The 18,405-nt window shown below is 65.7% G+C and carries 17 protein-coding genes and 1 riboswitch; of the genes, 5 read left to right on the top strand and 12 right to left on the bottom strand.

Going from position 1 to position 18,405, the window contains the following annotated elements; translation table 11 throughout:
* Positions 1–103: 103 nt before the first annotated feature.
* Positions 104–472, bottom strand: a complete 369-nt coding sequence (gene gcvH, locus ACQ86E_RS02325) for a glycine cleavage system protein GcvH (RefSeq protein ID WP_015685032.1) — start codon at positions 470–472, stop codon at positions 104–106.
* A gap of 10 nt (positions 473–482) precedes the next feature.
* Positions 483–1,556 (bottom strand): glycine cleavage system aminomethyltransferase GcvT, encoded by a 1,074-nt coding sequence (gene gcvT, locus ACQ86E_RS02320; RefSeq protein ID WP_431204019.1) that lies wholly within the window; start codon positions 1,554–1,556, stop codon positions 483–485.
* Between the two features lie 220 nt (positions 1,557–1,776).
* A riboswitch (glycine riboswitch) is annotated at positions 1,777–1,865 on the bottom strand.
* A gap of 323 nt (positions 1,866–2,188) precedes the next feature.
* Between gcvT and alaS the strand changes: the two genes are divergently transcribed.
* Together alaS and ACQ86E_RS02310 are read left to right on the top strand one after the other, a co-directional pair.
* Positions 2,189–4,867 (top strand): alanine--tRNA ligase, encoded by a 2,679-nt coding sequence (gene alaS / locus ACQ86E_RS02315; RefSeq protein WP_431204018.1) that lies wholly within the window; start codon positions 2,189–2,191, stop codon positions 4,865–4,867.
* A 5-nt stretch (positions 4,868–4,872) separates the two neighbouring features.
* Entirely contained in the window at positions 4,873–6,105 is a 1,233-nt protein-coding gene (locus ACQ86E_RS02310; RefSeq protein ID WP_431204017.1) for a cyclic nucleotide-gated ion channel, read from the top strand.
* Positions 6,106–6,108: 3 nt separating this feature from the next.
* On the opposite strand, the gene ACQ86E_RS02305 is transcribed toward ACQ86E_RS02310, so the two are convergent.
* The 3 genes from ACQ86E_RS02305 to ACQ86E_RS02295 form a co-directional block, all read right to left on the bottom strand.
* Positions 6,109–6,393 (bottom strand): DUF3303 domain-containing protein, encoded by a 285-nt coding sequence (locus ACQ86E_RS02305; RefSeq protein ID WP_431204016.1) that lies wholly within the window; start codon positions 6,391–6,393, stop codon positions 6,109–6,111.
* Positions 6,394–6,398: 5 nt separating this feature from the next.
* Positions 6,399–6,902, bottom strand: coding sequence for a DUF3455 domain-containing protein (locus tag ACQ86E_RS02300; protein ID WP_431204015.1), 504 nt, complete (start codon positions 6,900–6,902; stop codon positions 6,399–6,401).
* Between the two features lie 98 nt (positions 6,903–7,000).
* Positions 7,001–8,215: an NADP-dependent isocitrate dehydrogenase gene (locus ACQ86E_RS02295; RefSeq protein ID WP_431204014.1), complete on the bottom strand. Its 1,215-nt coding sequence runs from the start codon at positions 8,213–8,215 to the stop codon at positions 7,001–7,003.
* A gap of 383 nt (positions 8,216–8,598) precedes the next feature.
* Between ACQ86E_RS02295 and ACQ86E_RS02290 the strand changes: the two genes are divergently transcribed.
* Entirely contained in the window at positions 8,599–9,792 is a 1,194-nt protein-coding gene (locus ACQ86E_RS02290) for a TrmJ/YjtD family RNA methyltransferase (protein ID WP_431204013.1), read from the top strand.
* 116 nt (positions 9,793–9,908) lie between these two features.
* Here the strand turns inward: ACQ86E_RS02290 and ACQ86E_RS02285 are convergent, their stop codons facing one another.
* The gene (locus tag ACQ86E_RS02285) at positions 9,909–10,292 is read right to left on the bottom strand and encodes a nuclear transport factor 2 family protein (protein ID WP_431204012.1); all 384 of its coding nucleotides are present in this window, start codon (positions 10,290–10,292) and stop codon (positions 9,909–9,911) included.
* Positions 10,293–10,344: 52 nt separating this feature from the next.
* Positions 10,345–11,097 (bottom strand): SDR family NAD(P)-dependent oxidoreductase, encoded by a 753-nt coding sequence (locus ACQ86E_RS02280; RefSeq protein ID WP_431204011.1) that lies wholly within the window; start codon positions 11,095–11,097, stop codon positions 10,345–10,347.
* A 115-nt stretch (positions 11,098–11,212) separates the two neighbouring features.
* On the opposite strand from ACQ86E_RS02280, the gene ACQ86E_RS02275 reads away from it, so the two are divergent.
* Positions 11,213–12,118, top strand: a complete 906-nt coding sequence (locus ACQ86E_RS02275) for a LysR family transcriptional regulator (RefSeq protein WP_431204010.1) — start codon at positions 11,213–11,215, stop codon at positions 12,116–12,118.
* Positions 12,119–12,137: 19 nt separating this feature from the next.
* Here ACQ86E_RS02275 and ACQ86E_RS02270 read toward each other — a convergent pair whose 3' ends face one another.
* Genes ACQ86E_RS02270 through mddA form a run of 5 tightly spaced genes read right to left on the bottom strand, consistent with a single transcriptional unit; the run spans position 12,138 to position 16,712 of the window.
* The gene (locus ACQ86E_RS02270) at positions 12,138–13,439 is read right to left on the bottom strand and encodes a diguanylate cyclase (protein ID WP_431204009.1); all 1,302 of its coding nucleotides are present in this window, start codon (positions 13,437–13,439) and stop codon (positions 12,138–12,140) included.
* Between the two features lie 39 nt (positions 13,440–13,478).
* The gene (locus ACQ86E_RS02265; protein ID WP_431204008.1) at positions 13,479–14,234 is read right to left on the bottom strand and encodes a hypothetical protein; all 756 of its coding nucleotides are present in this window, start codon (positions 14,232–14,234) and stop codon (positions 13,479–13,481) included.
* 35 nt (positions 14,235–14,269) lie between these two features.
* Positions 14,270–15,247: an NADPH:quinone oxidoreductase family protein gene (locus ACQ86E_RS02260; RefSeq protein WP_431206377.1), complete on the bottom strand. Its 978-nt coding sequence runs from the start codon at positions 15,245–15,247 to the stop codon at positions 14,270–14,272.
* Positions 15,247–15,924, bottom strand: coding sequence for a helix-turn-helix transcriptional regulator (locus ACQ86E_RS02255; RefSeq protein WP_431204007.1), 678 nt, complete (start codon positions 15,922–15,924; stop codon positions 15,247–15,249). Before ACQ86E_RS02255 ends, ACQ86E_RS02260 begins: the two co-directional genes overlap by 1 nt.
* Complete coding sequence (mddA, locus tag ACQ86E_RS02250) at positions 15,921–16,712, bottom strand: methanethiol S-methyltransferase (protein ID WP_431204006.1); 792 nt, start codon at positions 16,710–16,712, stop codon at positions 15,921–15,923. The genes ACQ86E_RS02255 and mddA overlap by 4 nt, the downstream gene beginning before the upstream one ends.
* Before the next feature lie 148 nt (positions 16,713–16,860).
* Here mddA and ACQ86E_RS02245 point away from each other — a divergent pair, with 148 nt between their 5' ends.
* Positions 16,861–18,402, top strand: coding sequence for an alpha/beta fold hydrolase (locus ACQ86E_RS02245; protein ID WP_431204005.1), 1,542 nt, complete (start codon positions 16,861–16,863; stop codon positions 18,400–18,402).
* The last annotated feature ends 3 nt before the right edge of the window (positions 18,403–18,405 follow it).

The following is an 18,405-nucleotide window of genomic DNA, read 5'->3' as shown; positions in this document are numbered from 1 at the left end:
GGCTTGAACCGAAAAGCCGCGGCGTACTGGATCGTCCGCCCCAGTGCGCCGTGCGCACAAGGCGGACGATGACACCGAACATGAGGTCAGAGTTCGCTTCATCTCACGCCGTATGGGCCTTGTACGCCGCTTCATCCATGAGGCCGCCGAGCTCGCCCTTGTCGGCAATCCTGATCTTGAAGAACCAGGCCTTGCTTTGCGCATCGGAATTGACCAGCGCGGGCTCGGCGGTGAGGGCATCGTTCACTTCGAGCACCTCGCCGGTCACAGGCGCGTAGACGTCGGAGGCGGCCTTGACCGATTCCACCACGGCGGCGGCTTCCGCCTTCTTCAGAGCGCGGCCAACCTTGGGCAGTTCGACGAACACGACGTCGCCGAGCTGCGACTGCGCGTAGTCGGTGATGCCGACGGTGGCGACATCGCCGTCGATGGCGAGCCATTCATGGTCGGAGGTGTACAGCGTCGTGGTCATTCTCGGATCCTCAGCGTTTGTAGGTGTTTTTCACGAAGGGCATGGCGGCGACGGTGAGCGGCAGGCGCTGGCCGCGTACCTCGGCGAAGATTTGCGTGCCGAGCGCGCTCGATGCGGAGGGCACGTAGCCCATCGCGACCGGCGCATTCAGGCTCGGGCCGAAGCCGCCTGATGTCACTTTTCCGATCGGCTCGCCGCCTGCACTGGCCGCGAACAGCAGCGCGCCTTCGCGCACCGGCGCGCGGCCCTGGGCCAGCAGGCCGACACGGCGACGGGAGGCGCCGTTGTCGAAATGGGCGAGGATCTTGTCCGCGCCGGGAAAGCCGCCGGCGCGCGCGCCGCCGCTGCGTCGGCTCTTCTGCACCGACCATTCCAGCGCGGCTTCGACCGGCGTGGACCCAGTGTCGATGTCGTGGCCGTAGAGGCAAAGCCCGGCTTCGAGCCGCAGGCTGTCGCGGGCACCCAGGCCGATCGGCATGACGTCGGGATTGTCGAGCAGCATTTTGGCCAGGCGCTCGGCATCGGCGGCGGGGACTGAAATCTCGAATCCGTCCTCGCCGGTGTAGCCGGAGCGTGAAACGAAACAGTCGAGGCCGGCGACCTCGTGCGGGCCGGCGTCCATGAACTTCATGGACGGCGCCTCTGCACATAATTTCGCCAGCACCGATTCCGCCTTCGGGCCCTGCAACGCGACCAGCGCGCGGTCAGCGAGCGGCTCGATGACGCAGTCGCCGGAAAGATTCGCGCGCAGATGCGCTTCGTCCGCGTCCTTGCAGGCGGCGTTGACGACCAGGAACAGGTGATCACCGAAATTGGCGACCATGAGATCGTCGAGGATGCCGCCATCCGCATTGGTGAACTGGGCGTAGCGCTGCCGTCCCGGCGCAATCGCGACGATATCCTGCGGCACCAGCCGCTCCAGCGCGCGGGCGGCGTCCTCGATCCTCCCGGACTTCGGCCGGAGCGCGAGCTGGCCCATGTGGGAGACGTCGAACAGGCCGGCGGAAGAGCGGGTATGCAGGTGCTCTTTCAGCACGCCCGCGGGGTACTGCACCGGCATGTCATAGCCCGCGAACGGCACCATCTTGCCGCCGAGTGATACGTGAAGGTCGTAAAGGGGGTACGTTTCAGGGAGTCTTGATCGTCGCGCGCAAGCATCACGGGGCCCTCGGCGGTTCCCCGAGGACGATTCCCCGGTGGACACCCATCGAAGCCCCATCTGTCGCTGTGCCTGAGAGTATTATCCCGTCGGCGGACGCTGCCCGGGTCTTGAAACCCGCCAGTGCCTCTTTCCAGATGTCGTCAAAGCCACGCGGTCCTTTTGCCTGAGAGTTTCCGGGGCGGTTGCTCCTTCGGCGCCGGCACCCATGCCGGTCTCTCCCGACGTGGCCGTACGATACAGATGGGTACAGACCACAGGGCAGCCAAGCCTGTCAACGCAGGCTTTGCGGCTTTCCAAAGGGATTGCAACGGGATTGCGCTGATGCGGCAACCCACTGATCCGGCTGCACAGTTTCTGGACAGCGAAGCTGGCCTTGTCTAAAAGCGCTCTGGCCCGCAGATATCAGTCCAAACTCGCGGTTTGGATGGCAAGTCAGCGGGTTCTAAAGCGCGATGAGAGTCATCGCGCTTTAGCTCTTTGTTTGAGCATGATCTTTTCGGAAAACCGCTTCACACTTTTCCGGATCATGCTCCAGCACACCCGATTGGATGAACATGAGCGGCGTCAACGAGATCAGGTCGACCTTTCTGAACTTCTTTGCCGAGAACGGCCACGAGATCGTGTCGTCCTCGCCATTGGTGCCGCGCAACGATCCGACACTGATGTTCACCAATGCCGGCATGGTGCAGTTCAAGAATGTCTTCACCGGCGTCGAGAAGCGGCCCTATCAGCGCGCCACCACCTCGCAGAAATGCGTGCGCGCCGGCGGCAAGCACAACGACCTCGACAATGTCGGCTACACCGCGCGCCATCTCACCTTCTTCGAGATGCTCGGCAACTTCTCGTTCGGCGACTATTTCAAGGAGCGCGCGATCGAGCTGGCCTGGAAACTCATCACCAAAGAGTACGGACTGAAGAAGGACAAGCTGCTCGTCACCGTCTACCACACCGACGACGAGGCGGCTGATCTCTGGAAGAAGATCGCGGGCTTCTCCGACGACCGCATCATCCGCATCCCGACCTCGGACAATTTCTGGGCGATGGGCGACACCGGTCCGTGCGGGCCGTGCTCGGAGATCTTCATCGACCGCGGCGATCACATCTGGGGTGGACCGCCGGGCTCGCCGGAAGAGGACGGCGACCGCTTCCTCGAGTTCTGGAATCTCGTGTTCATGCAATACGAGCAGGTGACGAAGGAGGAGCGCGTGGCGCTGCCGCGTCCCTCGATCGACACGGGCATGGGCCTCGAGCGCATGGCCAGCATCATGCAGGGCGTCGACAGCGTGTTCGAGACCGACCTGTTCCGCCATTTGATCGACGCGACGTCGTCCGCGCTCGGCGGTGGGCCGAACGAGCAGACGATGGCCTCGTTCCGCGTCATCGCCGACCATTTGCGCTCCTCGGCCTTCCTGGTCTCCGACGGCGTGCTGCCCTCGAACGAGGGCCGCGGCTATGTGCTGCGCCGGATCATGCGCCGCGCGATGCGCCATGCGCAGCTGCTGGGCGCGAAGGAGCCGCTGATGCATCGGCTGGTCTGGGCGCTGGTGCGCGAGATGGGCCAGGCCTATCCCGAGCTGATGCGCGCGGAGAATTTGATCGAGGAAACCCTTCGGCTGGAAGAGACCCGATTCCGCAAGACGTTGACCCGCGGCCTTGCCATCCTCGACGAGAAGAGCGCGTCCTTGAAGAAGGGCGACATGTTCGACGGCGACGTTGCCTTCACGCTGTACGACACCTACGGCTTCCCGCTGGACCTGACGCAGGACGCGCTGAAATCGCGCGGCATCGGTGTCGATCAGGCCTCGTTCACCGACGCGATGGAGCGCCAGAAGGCCAAGGCGCGCGAGTCCTGGAAGGGCTCGGGCGAAGCAGCTTCCGAGGCGATCTGGTTCCCGCTGCGCGAGAAGCTCGGGGCCACTGAATTCCTGGGCTACGAGACCGAGAGCGCCGAAGGCGTGGTCTCCGCACTGGTCAAGGACGGCCAGGAAGTCGCCCACCTCAAGACCGGCGACACCGGCGCGCTGCTGCTGAACCAGACGCCGTTCTACGCGGAGTCCGGCGGCCAGGTCGGCGACACCGGCGTGCTGACGGGCGAGGGCGGCATCAAGTTCCGCGTCACCGATACGCAGAAGAAGCTCGGCGATCTCTTTGTCCATGTCGGCATCGTGGAGAGCGGCGAGCTCAAGCTCGGCACCGCGCTGCAGCTCGAGGTCGATCACGGCAGGCGCTCGTCGATCCGCGCGCATCACTCGGCGACGCATCTCATTCACGAGGCGCTGCGCCAGGTGCTCGGCGATCACATCGCCCAGCGCGGCTCGATGGTCGCGCCGGATCGTTTGCGCTTCGACTTCGTGCATCCCAAGCCCATCACGGCGGAAGAGCTCGCCCGCGTCGAGGACATCGCCAACGACGTGGTGCTGGAGAACGACGAGGTCACGACGCGCGTCATGGGCGTCGATGAAGCGCGTGAAGCGGGCGCGCGCGCCCTGTTCGGCGAGAAATACGGCGACGAGGTCCGCGTCGTCTCGATGGGCCGGACCGCGCGTGAGCGCGGCGCCAACGCGCTCGGCTGGTCGGTCGAGCTCTGCGGCGGCACGCATGTGAAGCGCACCGGCGACATCGGCCTGATCACGCTGACCGGCGAGAGCGCGGTGGCCTCCGGCGTGCGCCGCATCGAGGCGTTGACGGGCAATTACGCGCGCAGGCACGCCAACGACACCATGGCGCTGGCGAAGACGGCAGCCAACGAGCTGCGCACCTCGATCGACGACGTCCCGGCGCGCATCGCAGCGCTGATGGACGAGCGCAAGAAGCTCGAGCGCGAACTCTCCGACGCTCGCAAGAAGCTCGCGATGGGCGGCGGTGCATCTGCCGGCAATAGTGCAGCTTCCGGTGTGCGCGAGGTCGGCGACGTCAAGCTGATGGCGCGTGCGGTCGAGGGCGTGGAGATGAAGGATCTCAAGAGCCTTGCCGACGAGGCCAAGAAGCAGATCGGCTCCGGCGTGATCGCCATCGTCGGCGTTACCGAGGACGGCAAGGCTGGAATCGTGGTGGGCGTCACCGCCGATCTCACCTCGCGCTTCAATGCCGTGAACCTCGTGCGCGTCGCCTCCGAGGCGCTCGGCGGCAAGGGCGGCGGCGGCCGGCCGGACATGGCGCAGGCCGGCGGTCCCGATGGTGCCAAGGCGCCCGAGGCGCTCGCGGCGATCGAAAAAGCGATGACGGGCGCGTAAGGCTCGTGGGCCTCGTTCCGCGAGGGCGTGGGCTTCGCGATCCCAACTTAAGGGATCGCCTCTACGAATTGCTGGAGCACGATCCGCTGGCCTATTCGGCGGGATCGCGCTTCATCCAGCTCATCATCGGCGTCATCGTGCTCGACGTCGCCGCGATGATCCTCGCCTCGGTGCCGGAGCTCGACTCGGAATTCGGCGCACTGTTCTCGGCGATCACGATCCTGTCCGTGATCGTGTTCGCGCTGGAATATGCCGCGCGGATGTGGACGGTGGCGGGGCACACCCAACGCAAGGCCTCGGCACTCGCCGACCGGCTCGGCTATGCCTTCTCGACGCTCGGCATCATCGATCTGCTGGCGTTCCTGCCCGCCGCGATCGTATTGGCCACGGGCGGGCACGCGACGCTGGCGGCCCTGGGCGTGCTGCCGTTCTTCAAGCTGATACGATACTCGCCGGCGATGCGCTCGCTGCTGGCCGCCGTGCACGCCGAACGGCGCGCGCTGATCGGCTGCATCGTCATCCTGATCGGCGCGGTGCTGACCTTCGCCTCGCTGCTCTACGCCATCGAGCGCGACGTGCAGCCGGACAAGCTCGGCACCATCCCGCAGGCGATGTGGTGGGCGATCGTGACGCTCGGCACCGTCGGCTATGGCGACGTCGTGCCGGTGACGGGGCTCGGAAAATTCATCTCCGTCTTCACGATCATCGCAGGTTTTGCCATGATCGCGCTGCCGGTCGCGATCATCTCGACGGCCTTTGCCGAAGAGGTGAAGCGGCGCGATTTCGTCGTGACCTGGGGCATGCTGGCGCGGGTGCCGCTGTTCTCGCATCTGTCGGCCGCGGAGATCGCCGATATCATGCGGCTGCTCCGGGCCCGCACCATCGAGCAGGGCGAGATTTTGGTCCGCCGGGGCGATGCCGCCTCGTCGATGTATTTCATCACCGCCGGCGAGGTCGAGATCGCGCTGCCGAGCCAGCAAGTGAAGCTGGCCGACGGCACCTTCTTCGGCGAGATCGCGCTGCTGCACAAGACCAAGCGCAGCGGCACGGTGACGGCGACGCGCAAGACACGGCTGCTGGTGCTGGATGCCCATGATTTTCACGCGCTGATCGCGCGCATGCCGACGCTCGCCGAGCACGTCCACACCACCGCCAAGGCGCGGCTCGCCGACACCGGCGACCTTGCGCCGGCCGAGCTGGCACAGGCCGAACAGGACGACGGGCGCCGCGGCGAGTAGCCGTCAGTCCTTGTCGAGGAAGGGCGCGACGACCTCGCGCGTCTCCTTGCTGGGCACCACAGGCACGATCTCGAAGGTCATGCCATTGCCCTGGCAGTTCAAAACCCATTCCTGCAGCAGGCGGGCATCGTCGCATTCCATCAGCTGGAAGCAGCGGTCGAAATTCGGCTCGATCCAGCTGCCGTGATATCTAAGGCCGTCCGGAAACTTGACGCCCTCGTCGCGCACGCGGCGATAGACCGGAATCGGGTCACGGTCCCTGAAGCGTTCGATCACCATGAAGAGCATCGGCCTCAGCCCTTCTTCAGGAAGACGTACTCGGCCGAATAGGGCGCGCTTCTGAACTCGCCGGCTTTCTCGCAAGACCCCTCGAGCTTGCCGCCATGGGTGTTGATGCGCTGGACCGTGGTGACGGGAGTGAGGACGCCGCTGCCGCGATGGGCGGTGACGTCCAGCTTCAGCCAGGCGATGTCGGCCGCGGTGGCGCCGGGCGCGTTGCCGAGCACCTTGCCGACGATGGCGCTGCCGTCGGCCAGCTCCCAGTTCGGGCCCGCATAATGCCGGCCGATGGTCTTGCCCTCGGACAGCAGCGTCGCGATCGGCTCGCGGAAGGCCCAGGCGAGCTTGCCGTCGGTGCCGGCTTTGCACTCATAGACCTGCGCGCCTTCGGCATGGACGCTGAGCACGATGGATTCGCCCGGCGCTGCGATGGCGTCAGGGAGTGGGTCCGCGGCGGCGGCCGGTCTGATCAGGGCCGCGAGCAGCAGCAGGCAGGCGACGGCTGGCTTGAAGGGCATGGTGGTCTCCGCGCGGGGGTCACAAAAGCAAACGGGCCGCGCATGCTGCGCGGCCCGTGATGATGTCCGGCCCAGTCGGGCGAAATTGCGGATGGCCGTCAGGCCGCCAGCGCCTTTGCCAGGTTTTCCGCGACCTTGTCGAGGAAGCCGGTGGTCGAGAGCCAGCGCTGGTCGGCGCCGACCAGGAGCGCGAGGTCCTTGGTCATGTAGCCTTCCTCGACGGTGTCGACGCAGACCTTCTCCAGCGTGTTGGCGAACTTGGCGAGCTCGACATTGTTGTCGAGCTTGGCGCGGTGGGCGAGACCGCGGGTCCAGGCGAAGATCGACGCGATCGAGTTGGTCGAGGTCTCCTTGCCCTTCTGGTGCTCGCGGTAGTGCCGGGTCACGGTGCCGTGAGCGGCTTCGGCTTCGACCGTCTTGCCGTCGGGGGTGAGCAGCACCGAGGTCATCAGGCCGAGCGAGCCGTAGCCCTGCGCGACCGTGTCGGACTGCACGTCGCCGTCGTAGTTCTTGCAGGCCCAGACATAGCCGCCGGACCATTTCAGCGCCGAGGCCACCATGTCGTCGATCAGGCGGTGCTCGTAGGTCAGGCCCTTGGCCTCGAATTCCTTCTTGAACTCGCGGTCGTAGATGTCCTGGAAGATGTCCTTGAAGCGGCCGTCATAGACCTTGAGGATGGTGTTCTTGGTCGAGAGGTAGACCGGATAGTTGCGCAGCAGGCCGTAGTTCAGCGAGGCGCGGGCGAAGTCGATGATGGAATCGTCGAGATTGTACATCTCCATGGCGACGCCGGCGCCCGGGGCCTTGAACACTTCCTTCTCGATCACGGTGCCGTCCTCGCCGACGAACTTCATCGACAGGGTGCCCTTGCCCGGGAACTTGAAATCGGTGGCGCGGTACTGGTCGCCATAGGCGTGGCGGCCGATGATGATCGGCTTGGTCCAGCCTGGAACGAGGCGCGGCACGTTCTTGCAGATGATCGGCTCGCGGAAGATCACGCCGCCGAGGATGTTGCGGATGGTGCCGTTCGGCGACTTCCACATCTGCTTGAGGTTGAACTCCTTCACCCGGGCCTCGTCCGGAGTGATGGTGGCGCACTTGACGCCGACGCCGACCTTCTTGATCGCTTCGGCGGCGTCGATGGTGACCTGATCGTTGGTCTGGTCGCGGTACTCCATGCCCAGGTCGAAATAGAGCAGTTCGACGTCAAGGAACGGGTTGATCAGCTTGTCCTTGATGTACTGCCAGATGATCCGGGTCATCTCGTCGCCATCGAGTTCGACGACGGGATTGGATACCTTGATTTTTGCCATGATCGGGGAAGCCCTCTTGGGAACGGCGCTTGCGGCGCGCCACGTGAATATCCGCCGCCTCTTAGCACCGCCGCGCGGCGGGCGAAAGCCAAGGGATTATGCACTTTTAGCTCATCCAGCTTCCGCAGATGGGGGCGGGGAGCGGCCCGGCCGCGGGGCGAGCTTGAGGTTTCAGGCGAGATTCAAAAGTCGAATCCAACCCGTTATTTCCCTTGAGAATTTCGTCAGGACAGGCAAACGACAGGCGAGCGGGCGGAGCCGGCCCTAGACCTTCCCAAGACCGGTCCAAAGCCCGGGCCGAGTCCGGGCCAAGGCCGGCCTCCAATCCATTCCTGAAGTGCGCCTTGGCAAGGCCTTGAGAACCAGTGTGAAAGCGAAACGAGATGTCGGGGACTGACAAGAGCAAGGAGGGCCTTTCCCTCGCCGGTCCCATCGTGATCCTGGTCGAGCCGCAGCTTGGCGAGAACATCGGCATGGCCGCGCGTGCCATGGGCAATTTTGCGCTTGGCGCCTTGCGCATCGTCAACCCCCGCGACGGCTGGCCCAACATCGCCGCGCAGCGCGCCGCGGCCGGCGCCGACCACATCCTGGAGAAGGTCGAATTGTTCGGCACGGTCGAAGAGGCGGTCGCCGACCTCGACCTGCTGTTCGCCACCACCGCACGTCCCCATGACCAGGCCAAGCCGGTGGTGGGGCCCGAGGCCGCCGCCGCCGAAATTTCGGGGCACGTCGCGGCCGGGGGCAAGGCCGGCATCCTGTTCGGACGGGAGCGCTGGGGCCTGACCAACGAGGAGGTCGGGCTCGCCAACCGCATCATCACCTTTCCGGTCAATCCGGGCTTCGCCTCGCTGAACCTCGCCCAGGCGGTGCTGCTGGTCGGCTATGAATGGTTCAAGCGGGCGACCTCCGGCGCGTTGCCGCACGCGATGCCGGAGCGCTCCGAGCGCGCCTCGCAGCACCAGATGCAGGCCTTCTTCGACAACCTGATCCGTGAGCTCGACCGCGTCGAATTCTTGCGCCCGGCCGAGAAGCGCGACACCATGCTGGTCAACCTGCGCAACATCTTCAGCCGGATGGAGCCGACCAAGCAGGACATGCACACCCTGCACGGGGTGGTGATGGCGATCGCGGAAGGGCGCAAGGGCCCGGCCAAGGGCGGCGTGCTCGACGGCGAGCAGGCCACGCGGCTGCGCGCGCTGCTGGCCGAGCACGGCAGCGGGACGCCCGACAGCGGCTCCACCGTGCGCGGCCTCGCCCGCCTGCTCCGCCGCAACCCGACCGATGCCGAGCGCCTGCTCTGGCAGGCGCTCACGCGCGATCGCCGTTTTGCCGGTCAATTCCAGCGCCAGACCCCGGTCGGCCGCCACATCCCGGACTTCGTCTCGTTCCCGCACCGGATCGCGATCGAGCTGGTCAACCCGGGTGAGGGCGAGACGATCGCCGCGGATCGGGCGGGCCGGCGGACGTGGCTCGAGGCGAGGGATTATCGGGTGATCGAGATACGGGCGGCGGACGTGGAGCGGGATATCGAGCCGGAACTGGTGAAGCTGCAGGCGATGATCGAGCAGGCTTCGTAGGTCTCGTAGGGTGGATTAGCCGAAGGCGTAATCCACCTCTTTGCTATCCGAGCGGACAGAGAGGTGGTGGATTACGCTTCGCTAATCCACCCGACGCACCCGTTGCGATTCAGCATTCACTTGCCGGGCGGGTCGAGGAATACGTAGAGCGCGGCGATCCTGCCGTCCTCCACGATGATGACGTCCCATCCGGTGTAATCAGGTGCTTCGCCGCGCGGACCCGATCCCCAGGCCAGCCGCCCAGCGTTGTGAAGCGCCTGCGGCTCGCCGATTGGCGTGTAGACGAAGTGGGGATGAGTGGCCCGCAACTCGCTGGCGAACTTGTCGATCGCGTCGCGGCCGACAATGACGCCCGGCGGCGCGTATAGGGCGCCGTTCCCGGCCCACAGCTCGTCGATGGCGGCGCGGCGGCGCTTCGCGTCGCCCTCGCCGAAAACCTCCTGAAGGTTGCGACGGAGCAACTCGTGGATGCGATCCGCCGATTCATTGGTCTTTGTCATCGGTCTTCTCCAATTTGCGTGAGTTGTACTGAGGTCGATGCGGGTTGCGCTTTCAGATCTGAGCCTGTCCGCCGTCGACGAAGAGCTCTACGCCGTTGACGAAGCTGGACTCGTCCGAGGCGAGGAACAGAACGGCCTTGGCGATCTCCTCGGGCTTGCCGACGCGGCCCGCCGGAATGAGGCTGGCCAGAGACGTCTTGGTGCCTTCCGCCTGCGCGCCGCCGCCGAACAGATGGCTGAGGCCGGGCGTTTCGGTCACGCCGGGGCTGACCGCGTTGACGCGGATGCGCCGGTCCTTCAGGTCGAGGATCCAGTTGCGCGCGAAATTGCGTACGGCGGCTTTCGTTGCCGAATAGACGCTGAAGGCCGGCGTGCCCGAGATGCTGGTGGTCGACGCGTTCAGGACGATGGAAGCGCCGTCCCGGAGCAACGGCAATGCCTTCTGCACGGTAAAGAGGACGCCCTTCACGTTGGTGTCGAACGTGCGCTGGTAGTGCTCTTCCGTGATCGCGCCGAGCGGTGCGAATTCGCCGCCACCTGCATTGGCGAAGATCGCGTCGATGTGCTGGTGCTTGTTCTGAACGGCGTCGTAGAGCCGGTCGATGTCGGCGAGGACAGCCATGTCGCCTTGCACGCCGGTCACGCGGCCGCCGATCGATTTCACCGCCGCGTCGAGCGCATCCTTGCGGCGGCCGGTGATGAACACCGAAGCGCCCTCGTCGGCAAAAGCCTTTGCGGTTGCGAGCCCAATGCCGCTCGTGCCGCCGGTCACCACCACGACCTTGTTGTTGAACCTGTCAGTCATCGTCCGTCTCCGTTGGAAGCACCTGGCAGAAGCGCCGTTGCTCTTCGTAGATGTATTCAGAACGATGATGCGGGTAGTTGGCGAATATGATACACAGCGTTCCATATGAGGAACGATGAAGACCGATTTGAACGACTTTGCCTATTTTGCCGAGGTGGTGGGACATGGCGGCTTCGCCGCCGCCGGACGGGCCCTGCGCGAGCCCAAGTCAAAGCTCAGCCGGCGCATTGCCGGGCTCGAGGAGCGCCTCGGCCTGCGCCTGATCGAGCGGTCGAGCCGGCGCTTTCGAGTTACAGAGGTGGGACAGGCCTTCTACGAGCGCTGTCGCGCGATCCTGGCCGAAGCGGAACAGGCGGAGGCGCTGGTGACGCAGGCGCAGGCCGAACCCCACGGCCGCATTCGCTTCAGCTGCCCGACCGGCATGGTCGCGGAAATCTTCGGGCTAACGTCGAGCTTTCTGATCCGCTATCCCAAGGTTCGCCTGCAACTCGTCGCCATCGACCGGCCGGTCGACCTGATTGAAGAGCGGATCGATTTGGCTCTGCGCGTTCGATCCGTGCTCGTGGGCGATGCTGCGCTCACCATGCGCTCGCTGGGGACGTCCACGCGCATCCTCGTTGCGAGCCCGCAATTGGCAAGCCGGTTGCGAACGCTGGATGATTTGAGCGCGCTTCCGACGCTGGCGACCTCAGATGAGGACAATCTGGTCGAATGGCATCTTGAAACGGATGACGGGCGCGCGCGCATCGTCAAACACGAACCGCGCATGGGGAGCGGTGACTTCAGCGCGGTGCGTGATGCGGCGGTCGCGGGCATCGGTATTGCGCTGCTGCCAGATCACCTTTGCCGGGAGGCGCTTGGGCAAGGCAAGCTGGTCCATGTGCTTTCGGACTGGCGCGGCCAGCGCGGCATGGTGCATCTCGTCTTCACGACACGACGAGGCCTGCCGCGGGCGGTTCGCGCGCTGATCGATCATCTGGCGGCTGGTTTTTCCAAGACGTTGGTCTCGCAGGATAGCTAGCCGGCCGAGAACGAACGGCTCACGCAGCGACGCCGGTCTCGTTCGTGCCGCGCTTGCTGCTATGCTGAAGCCGGCGCAGCGCGGTCAGGTTCAGATCGATCGAAGCCAGGCAGCAGCGAGACTTGCCGCTGGATTTCGCCTCGTAGAGGGCTCCATCCGCGACCGCAAGCAGCTCGGCCACCTGGGAGCCGTGATCCGGTGACAGCGCAATGCCCACGCTCGCACCGATACTGGCGTGGGTCTCGCTATCGAGCTGATAGGGCGCCCCAATCTCGCCGACGATGCGTTGTCCCATCGCCAGCGCCTGCTCGGCTGTGACGTTGTCAACGAGCGCGACAAATTCGTCGCCGCCCATCCGCGCGATTGCCGCGCTCTCCGGCACTGCCTTGCGCAGTCGCTCGGCGGCTCCCTTGAGCACCCGATCGCCGGCTCCATGCCCGAACGTGTCGTTGATCGGCTTGAAAGCGTCGAGATCCACGAAGAACAGGGCAACAGGGCGGTCCTCGCGACTGGATGCCGCGATCTTCGCCTCCAGCGCGTCGATGAATCCTGCGCGGTTCAGCAGACCCGTGAGCGCGTCATGCTGCGCGCGATGGCTGTTCTCGCGCTCGGCCCGCATGGTCGTGATCAGCATCCTGTTGAGCCGGAAGGCCGCGCCCGCCATGGCCGCGAGATACATCGGGATCTGATAGATCATGATGTAGAGCATCGGCTCGCCAAGAAGAGCGATGTACACGGCGACGGGGCCGAGGCTGATCAGCATCATCACCCCGGCAAATCGCGGCGCGCCGAAATTGCGGAAGCAGATGCCGCCGATCATGGCCGCTGTGGACATCGAAGCGAGCATCGCGACCAGCCAGTCGCCGCTGCCGATGCTCGCGATAGCGCCCAATCCGAGGCTGAGACTCCAGGCCATCGAGAGCAAGAGATGAAGATCGGTCGGGGTAGGCCGGTGCAGCCGGATCGCGCGATGCGCCGCGACCAGAACCGCAAGGCGAGCAAGGCAAATCATCAGTTCGAGTACGAACCAGGCGACAAGCAACCCGGTCTGCAGGCGATAAGCGATGATAGCCGCGATCGCGACGGAATTGATGGCGCCGCCCGCGAAGATCGGGACCGCACCGAAGAGTTGGGAGATGAGGGCTGCGCGAATGTCGCCCGGCACGTCGGGGCCGACATCGGTCAACCAACGCATCGCGCGCCAGCGCGGCAAGCTGTATCGTCCGCCGTTGGACAACATCCCGGAGCATCCCCTCGTCTTGCGGATGACCAAAGACGAAGTGGTGCTAAAGCCGTCTTTACAGGCCTCGCCCGATCGCAAGCCGTGCTTGACGGAAGGTAAATTCGATGGAGGCTCGCCCTACGAAGGACGCCCGATCTGCACCTCGCGGTCGACCGCGATCCATGTCGTCCGCGCCACGGCCAGCAACGTCCCGGCTTCATCATGCAGCGCAGCCTCGGCGGTGCGCTTGCGGCCGTCGCGGCCGATGGGCCAGGCCGTGATGATGCAGCGGTCGCCGGGGTGTGGCCGTGCATCGATCCGTGCCGCCATCCGTCCCAGCAGGAGCGGCGTCGTGTCGTAGGTGCCGCCCTGCGGATTGCAATTGCAGGCAAAGCCGGTGGGGCAATCGAGCGCCGACCAGAGGAATTCAGGCGCGACCAGGCCATCCTCCGCAGCGAGATTCGGATCCGGCGTCCAGCTCGCCGCAAGAACGGCGTTTCGCGCATGGCGCCCGAGCGGTCCGGCAAAGATGCGCAGGCCGTCGCCTTTGGCCCGCGCGGGGCCGCACACGAAACAGGTCGGCAGCGGATGTTCGTGCGGCTTGACCGGCGTCAATAGTTCGGCGGCGCAGGCTTCCTCGAAGCTGGCTGTCTCGATCTGGGGCAGCTCGACGCTCGTCGTGCGCCCGGTAGCGACGACGATGGCGCCGTCGCGAAGCTCCCATGTGCCGGCGTCCGTCGCGATCGCAGCAAGCCGCTTGTCCAGAGGAGGCGGTGCGCGCAGCGTCACCTCCGCAGCCCCGGGAATGTGCCGGGCGAGCTGGCCGCAGACATAGCCGCCGTTGCCGGAATTCGGAGGGCCGCAAAAGCGCTTGTCGATGATGATCTCGGTCAACTCTTGCGGTCCTTTGTTGCCGTTCTCCACGCAATCTATCTGATCCTCAGGACAATTCTTCCCTGAACCGTGCGATTGGCGACGGCTTGCATGGCTTCGGTGGCCTCCTCCAAAGGGAGGATGCGATCGATATGCGGGCGGATTTTTCCTTCAGCCAGCAACTGCACCAGCGCATCGTTCATGCGCGCGGCCTCTGTGGAGTATTTTTCCGCCCAGGCGCCGACGAAGACGCCGATGATGGAATAATTCTTCAGGAGCGGCAGGTTCATCGGGATCGAGGGAACCTCGCCGCTGGTGAAGCCGATCGGCATCAGCCGTCCGCCCCATGTCATCAGCCGGGCGATCTGCTCGAAAATAGCGCCGCCGATATTGTCGAAGCCGATATCGATGCCGTCTCCGGATGTGATCGACTTGATCCGGTCGCGCAGATCCTCGCTGCGGTAGTTGACGATGTCGCCGGCGCCGTAGCGGCGGACCAGGGCCGCCTTGTCGTCGGAGCCGACACCGGCAATGACGCGCAGGCCCAGATGGCGGCCGAGGTCGACGGCGGCAAGGCCGACCCCGCCGGAAGCGCCGGTGACGAGCAGCGTTTCGCCGTGTTTGGCCCGAGCCCGCTCGACCAGCGCATAATAGGCCGTGCCGTAATTGTGCAGCACCGTCGCCGCGGATTCGAACGCGACGCCGTCCGGCAGAAGCACGCTCTTCGATGCCTTGGCTGTCATCCGTTCGGCGTAGCCGCCGGTCCAGCTGCTGCAGGCGACGCGATCGCCGGGCCGGAAGGCCGTGACCTTGTCGCCGATTGCGACGACGATTCCGGACGCTTCCGTGCCGGGCACGAACGGCGTCGGCGGCCGCATCTGGTAGAGGCCCGAGACCAGCAACTGGTCCATGAAGCTCACGGACGCTGCATGGACGTCGATGAGAATCTCGTCGGCCGCCGGCTTCGGCTCGTCGATCTCGCCGAGGCGCAAATCACCAGGTCCCGTGAACGACCTGCAGAGAACCGCTTTCATCATGACTCTCCCATGTCGCGCAGCGGCGTCGCATATCCCGCGACGAGCTTGACGAAATCGGCCTGCCGCGCGGTGCCGGTCTTTTCGAACAGGCGGCGGACATGCGTCCGGACCGTCGTCGCGGCCACGCCGAGTGCCGCGGCGACTTCGGGAATGCCGCCGAGTTCGACGATGGCGAGCAGCACGCGCAGCTCGGTCGGCGTCAATCTGAACGCGTCGCGCAGCGCATCCGAGCGAGGCGGTATCGTCAGCGCGACCTTGCGGACGAACAATGCGGCGACGGCGCGGTAGGCGGCCCCCGCACGCCGGCGTGGGCCTGACGTCAGCGGCAAGACGTGGGCGATGTGGCGCGCGCCGTCCAAGCCGACCATCGGGATAGCGCTTTCGCGGGCGCCCGCGGCCGCATCGCCGCGGCCGCTCGCCGCGAAGGCCTGCCGCAACCGATGCGTGACCATGGGATCGCAGGCCATCAGTTGCCCGCGGATCTCCAGCAGGACGTTGTACGCATCCAGCATGGCCCGCCCGGCGGCATTGGCGTGAATGAGACGTCCGTCCGCATCGACGAGATAGAGGCCGGCGTCGAGACCATCGAGGGTGTCGGCGAACGCAGCGGCGTCCGCGGCCTCCGGCTCAGGCGTTCGGGCGGCAGCGGGCGTGCGGCATGGCACGACGTTCATTGCGGCGCTCCGGCAGGCCGCGGCAATGGGCGCTCTTCGCTGCGGCGGCGACCGAACAGGCGTGGCACCAGCATGGGAACGCGCCGGCGATACTCCAGGTAGGTCGCGCCGAACGCGGCGATCAGATCCCGCTCCTCGAACTGCAGCGCGACCAGGATGTAGGCCGTGTTGGCGATGGCGAACAGCAGATGGCCGGCGGTCATCTCGGGCGTGGCCCAGAACGCGAGCAGGAAGCCCAGCATGAGCGGATGGCGCACGATCTTGTAGAGCAGCGGGGTCTTGAAGGATTGACCCGATATTTCGGTACCGCGGAGCGCGACGAAAGCCTGGCGCAGGCCGAACAGGTCGAAATGATCGATCATGTGGGTCGAGGCAAACGCGATCAGCCAGCCAAGCCAGTGGACGCCGATCAGCAGCCAGGCCGCAATGCCGTGGACTTGCCAGACCGGAGCCGGGATCGGCCGCCACTGCCAGAACAGCAGCAGGAGGATCAGGCTGGAGAGCAGCACATAGGTGCTGCGCTCGCAGGCGGCCGGGAGGAATTGGGTCAACCGTCGTTTGAAGGATGCGCGGGCCATGACGCTGTGCTGGACTGCGAACAGGCTCATCAGCAGCAGGTTGACGACGATGGCCTCGCCTGGATTGGTGGCGGCACCGACGTCGATCGGCCCATCGATCGACTTGGGGACGACATAATTGCCGACGAAGCCGAGCGCATAGAGGAATGACGCGGTGAAGATGCCATAGCTCACGATGGCGTAGAGCAGGATTGCGAGGCGCGCGACCATGGATTTTCCTATTGTGCCTGATGAGGCGGTGCCGCATGCAGGAGCATGAGCCGCTCGCTGGCGAGCCGGCTCGATCTGGCCCGACTGTTACCGTTCGACCGTCCCCTGCACGTCCCCCGGGGACGCCGCGAGGGGAGGGAGGATTTTAATGACGGCTTTCTCGCTCGGGGCGTTCGGGTTCCCCGAGGTCCATGCCGACGGCCGTCCGATCAAGCTGGCCTTGCGCAAGGGTCTCGCGCTGCTGGTCTATCTTGGGGAGGCCAGGGTCGCCGTGGCACGGGACGTCATTGCCGCGCTGCTGTGGCCCGAGACGGACCGCGAGACCGGCCTGGCGCGATTGAGGCGGCTGCTTCACCGCGTCGAGCTGACGCTGGGCCAGCCGGTTTTCGAGACCGACCGCACCAGCGTGCGATGGTCGCCTGCGGCCCTGCTGACGATCGACTCACATGTGTTCGAGAGCGCCTGTGACGCCGGCGACTTCGAGCAGGCCTGCGCTATCTATCGGGGCGACTTCCTGGCGGGCTTCGCTCTGGATGGCTGTGCCGAATTCGACGATTGGGCGTTCTTTCGCCGGGAGGCGCTGCGGGGACGGCTCATGCATGCGCTGGAGCGTCTGGTGCAGGACAGGAACGCCGTCGGCGACCATTTTGCCGCCACGGTACATGCGGGCCGGCTGGTCGAGCTCGATCCGCTCAGCGAAGTGTATGGCCGGCATCTGATCCGCAGTCTGCTGCTCGCCGGCGACCGAAGCGCGGCGGAGCGGCAGCACGGGGCACTGACGCGGCGACTGCGGGACGAACTCGGGGTGGCGCCGGAAGCCGAGACGGAGGCGCTGATGAGCCCCGCGGCGGCGCCGCATGCCGCCCCGATGACGCGCTACGTCAAGGGCGCCGGCGTGCATCTGGCCTATCAGACCTATGGCAGCGGCCCGCTCGACATTCTGGTCATGCCCGGTTTCGTCTCGCATGTGGAGCGCGCCTGGGAGCATCCCGGGAGCCGCGCGTTTCTGGCGTCGTTGATGAAGCTTGGACGCCTGGTCGTTTTCGATCGTCGCGGCATCGGACTGTCCGACCGGGTTGGATCAGCCCCGGGCATCGACGTCACCGCACAGGATATCGGCACGGTGCTGCGGGCGGCGGATTCGCGCCGCGTCGTGCTGTTTGGCGCATCCGAATGCGGGCCCGCCTGCATCAAATTCGCGGTCGATGAACCGCGCCGCGTGGCCGGGCTCATCCTGTTCGGCGCGCTGGCCAAGGGCTGCTGGTCACAGGACTATCCGCACGCGCTGCGCGCCAGCCAGTATGACGCCTGGAGCAAGCATCTCATCGCGCAATGGGGCGGCCCGGTCGGGATCGAAACCTTTGCGCCGAGCCTGGCCAATGATCCGCAGGCGCGGGCCTGGTGGGCCGGGCTGCTGCGCGCGGCCTCCAGCCCCGGAGGCATCTCCGCCGTGCTGGAGGCGTTTCGCGACGCCGACGTGCGGCATCTTCTGGCGCAGATCGCCGTGCCGACATTGGTGCTGCACAGGCGGGAGGACAAGGCCGTGCGATTCGCGGCCGGCCGCGATATTGCGAGCCGGATCAAAGGTGCGGAGTTCGTCGAGCTCGACGGCAGTGATCACTGGTTCTTTGCGGGGGATCAGGGGCCGGTGCTGGCGGCGATCGAAGGATTCATGAAACGAATTTTGTAGGGT

Source organism: Bradyrhizobium betae (assembly GCF_050632175.1).
GTDB classification, from domain to species: domain Bacteria; phylum Pseudomonadota; class Alphaproteobacteria; order Rhizobiales; family Xanthobacteraceae; genus Bradyrhizobium; species Bradyrhizobium betae_B.
Note: the sequence above shows the minus strand (reverse complement) of the source record. Positions and strands in the feature narration are given on the sequence as shown.

Excerpts from the sequence above, each read along its gene's own strand:
- ACQ86E_RS02290 (WP_431204013.1), top strand. The coding sequence starts at position 8,599 with ATGTCGGGGACTGACAAGAGCAAGGAGGGCCTTTCCCTCGCCGGTCCC.
- ACQ86E_RS02305 (WP_431204016.1), bottom strand. The coding sequence starts at position 6,393 with ATGCTCTTCATGGTGATCGAACGCTTCAGGGACCGTGACCCGATTCCG.
- alaS (WP_431204018.1), top strand. The coding sequence starts at position 2,189 with ATGAGCGGCGTCAACGAGATCAGGTCGACCTTTCTGAACTTCTTTGCC.
- ACQ86E_RS02260 (WP_431206377.1), bottom strand. The coding sequence starts at position 15,247 with ATGAAAGCGGTTCTCTGCAGGTCGTTCACGGGACCTGGTGATTTGCGC.
- ACQ86E_RS02275 (WP_431204010.1), top strand. The coding sequence starts at position 11,213 with ATGAAGACCGATTTGAACGACTTTGCCTATTTTGCCGAGGTGGTGGGA.
- ACQ86E_RS02255 (WP_431204007.1), bottom strand. The coding sequence starts at position 15,924 with ATGAACGTCGTGCCATGCCGCACGCCCGCTGCCGCCCGAACGCCTGAG.
- ACQ86E_RS02300 (WP_431204015.1), bottom strand. The coding sequence starts at position 6,902 with ATGCCCTTCAAGCCAGCCGTCGCCTGCCTGCTGCTGCTCGCGGCCCTG.
- ACQ86E_RS02245 (WP_431204005.1), top strand. The coding sequence starts at position 16,861 with ATGACGGCTTTCTCGCTCGGGGCGTTCGGGTTCCCCGAGGTCCATGCC.
- ACQ86E_RS02295 (WP_431204014.1), bottom strand. The coding sequence starts at position 8,215 with ATGGCAAAAATCAAGGTATCCAATCCCGTCGTCGAACTCGATGGCGAC.
- gcvH (WP_015685032.1), bottom strand. The coding sequence starts at position 472 with ATGACCACGACGCTGTACACCTCCGACCATGAATGGCTCGCCATCGAC.
- mddA (WP_431204006.1), bottom strand. The coding sequence starts at position 16,712 with ATGGTCGCGCGCCTCGCAATCCTGCTCTACGCCATCGTGAGCTATGGC.
- ACQ86E_RS02280 (WP_431204011.1), bottom strand. The coding sequence starts at position 11,097 with ATGACTGACAGGTTCAACAACAAGGTCGTGGTGGTGACCGGCGGCACG.
- gcvT (WP_431204019.1), bottom strand. The coding sequence starts at position 1,556 with ATGGTGCCGTTCGCGGGCTATGACATGCCGGTGCAGTACCCCGCGGGC.
- ACQ86E_RS02285 (WP_431204012.1), bottom strand. The coding sequence starts at position 10,292 with ATGACAAAGACCAATGAATCGGCGGATCGCATCCACGAGTTGCTCCGT.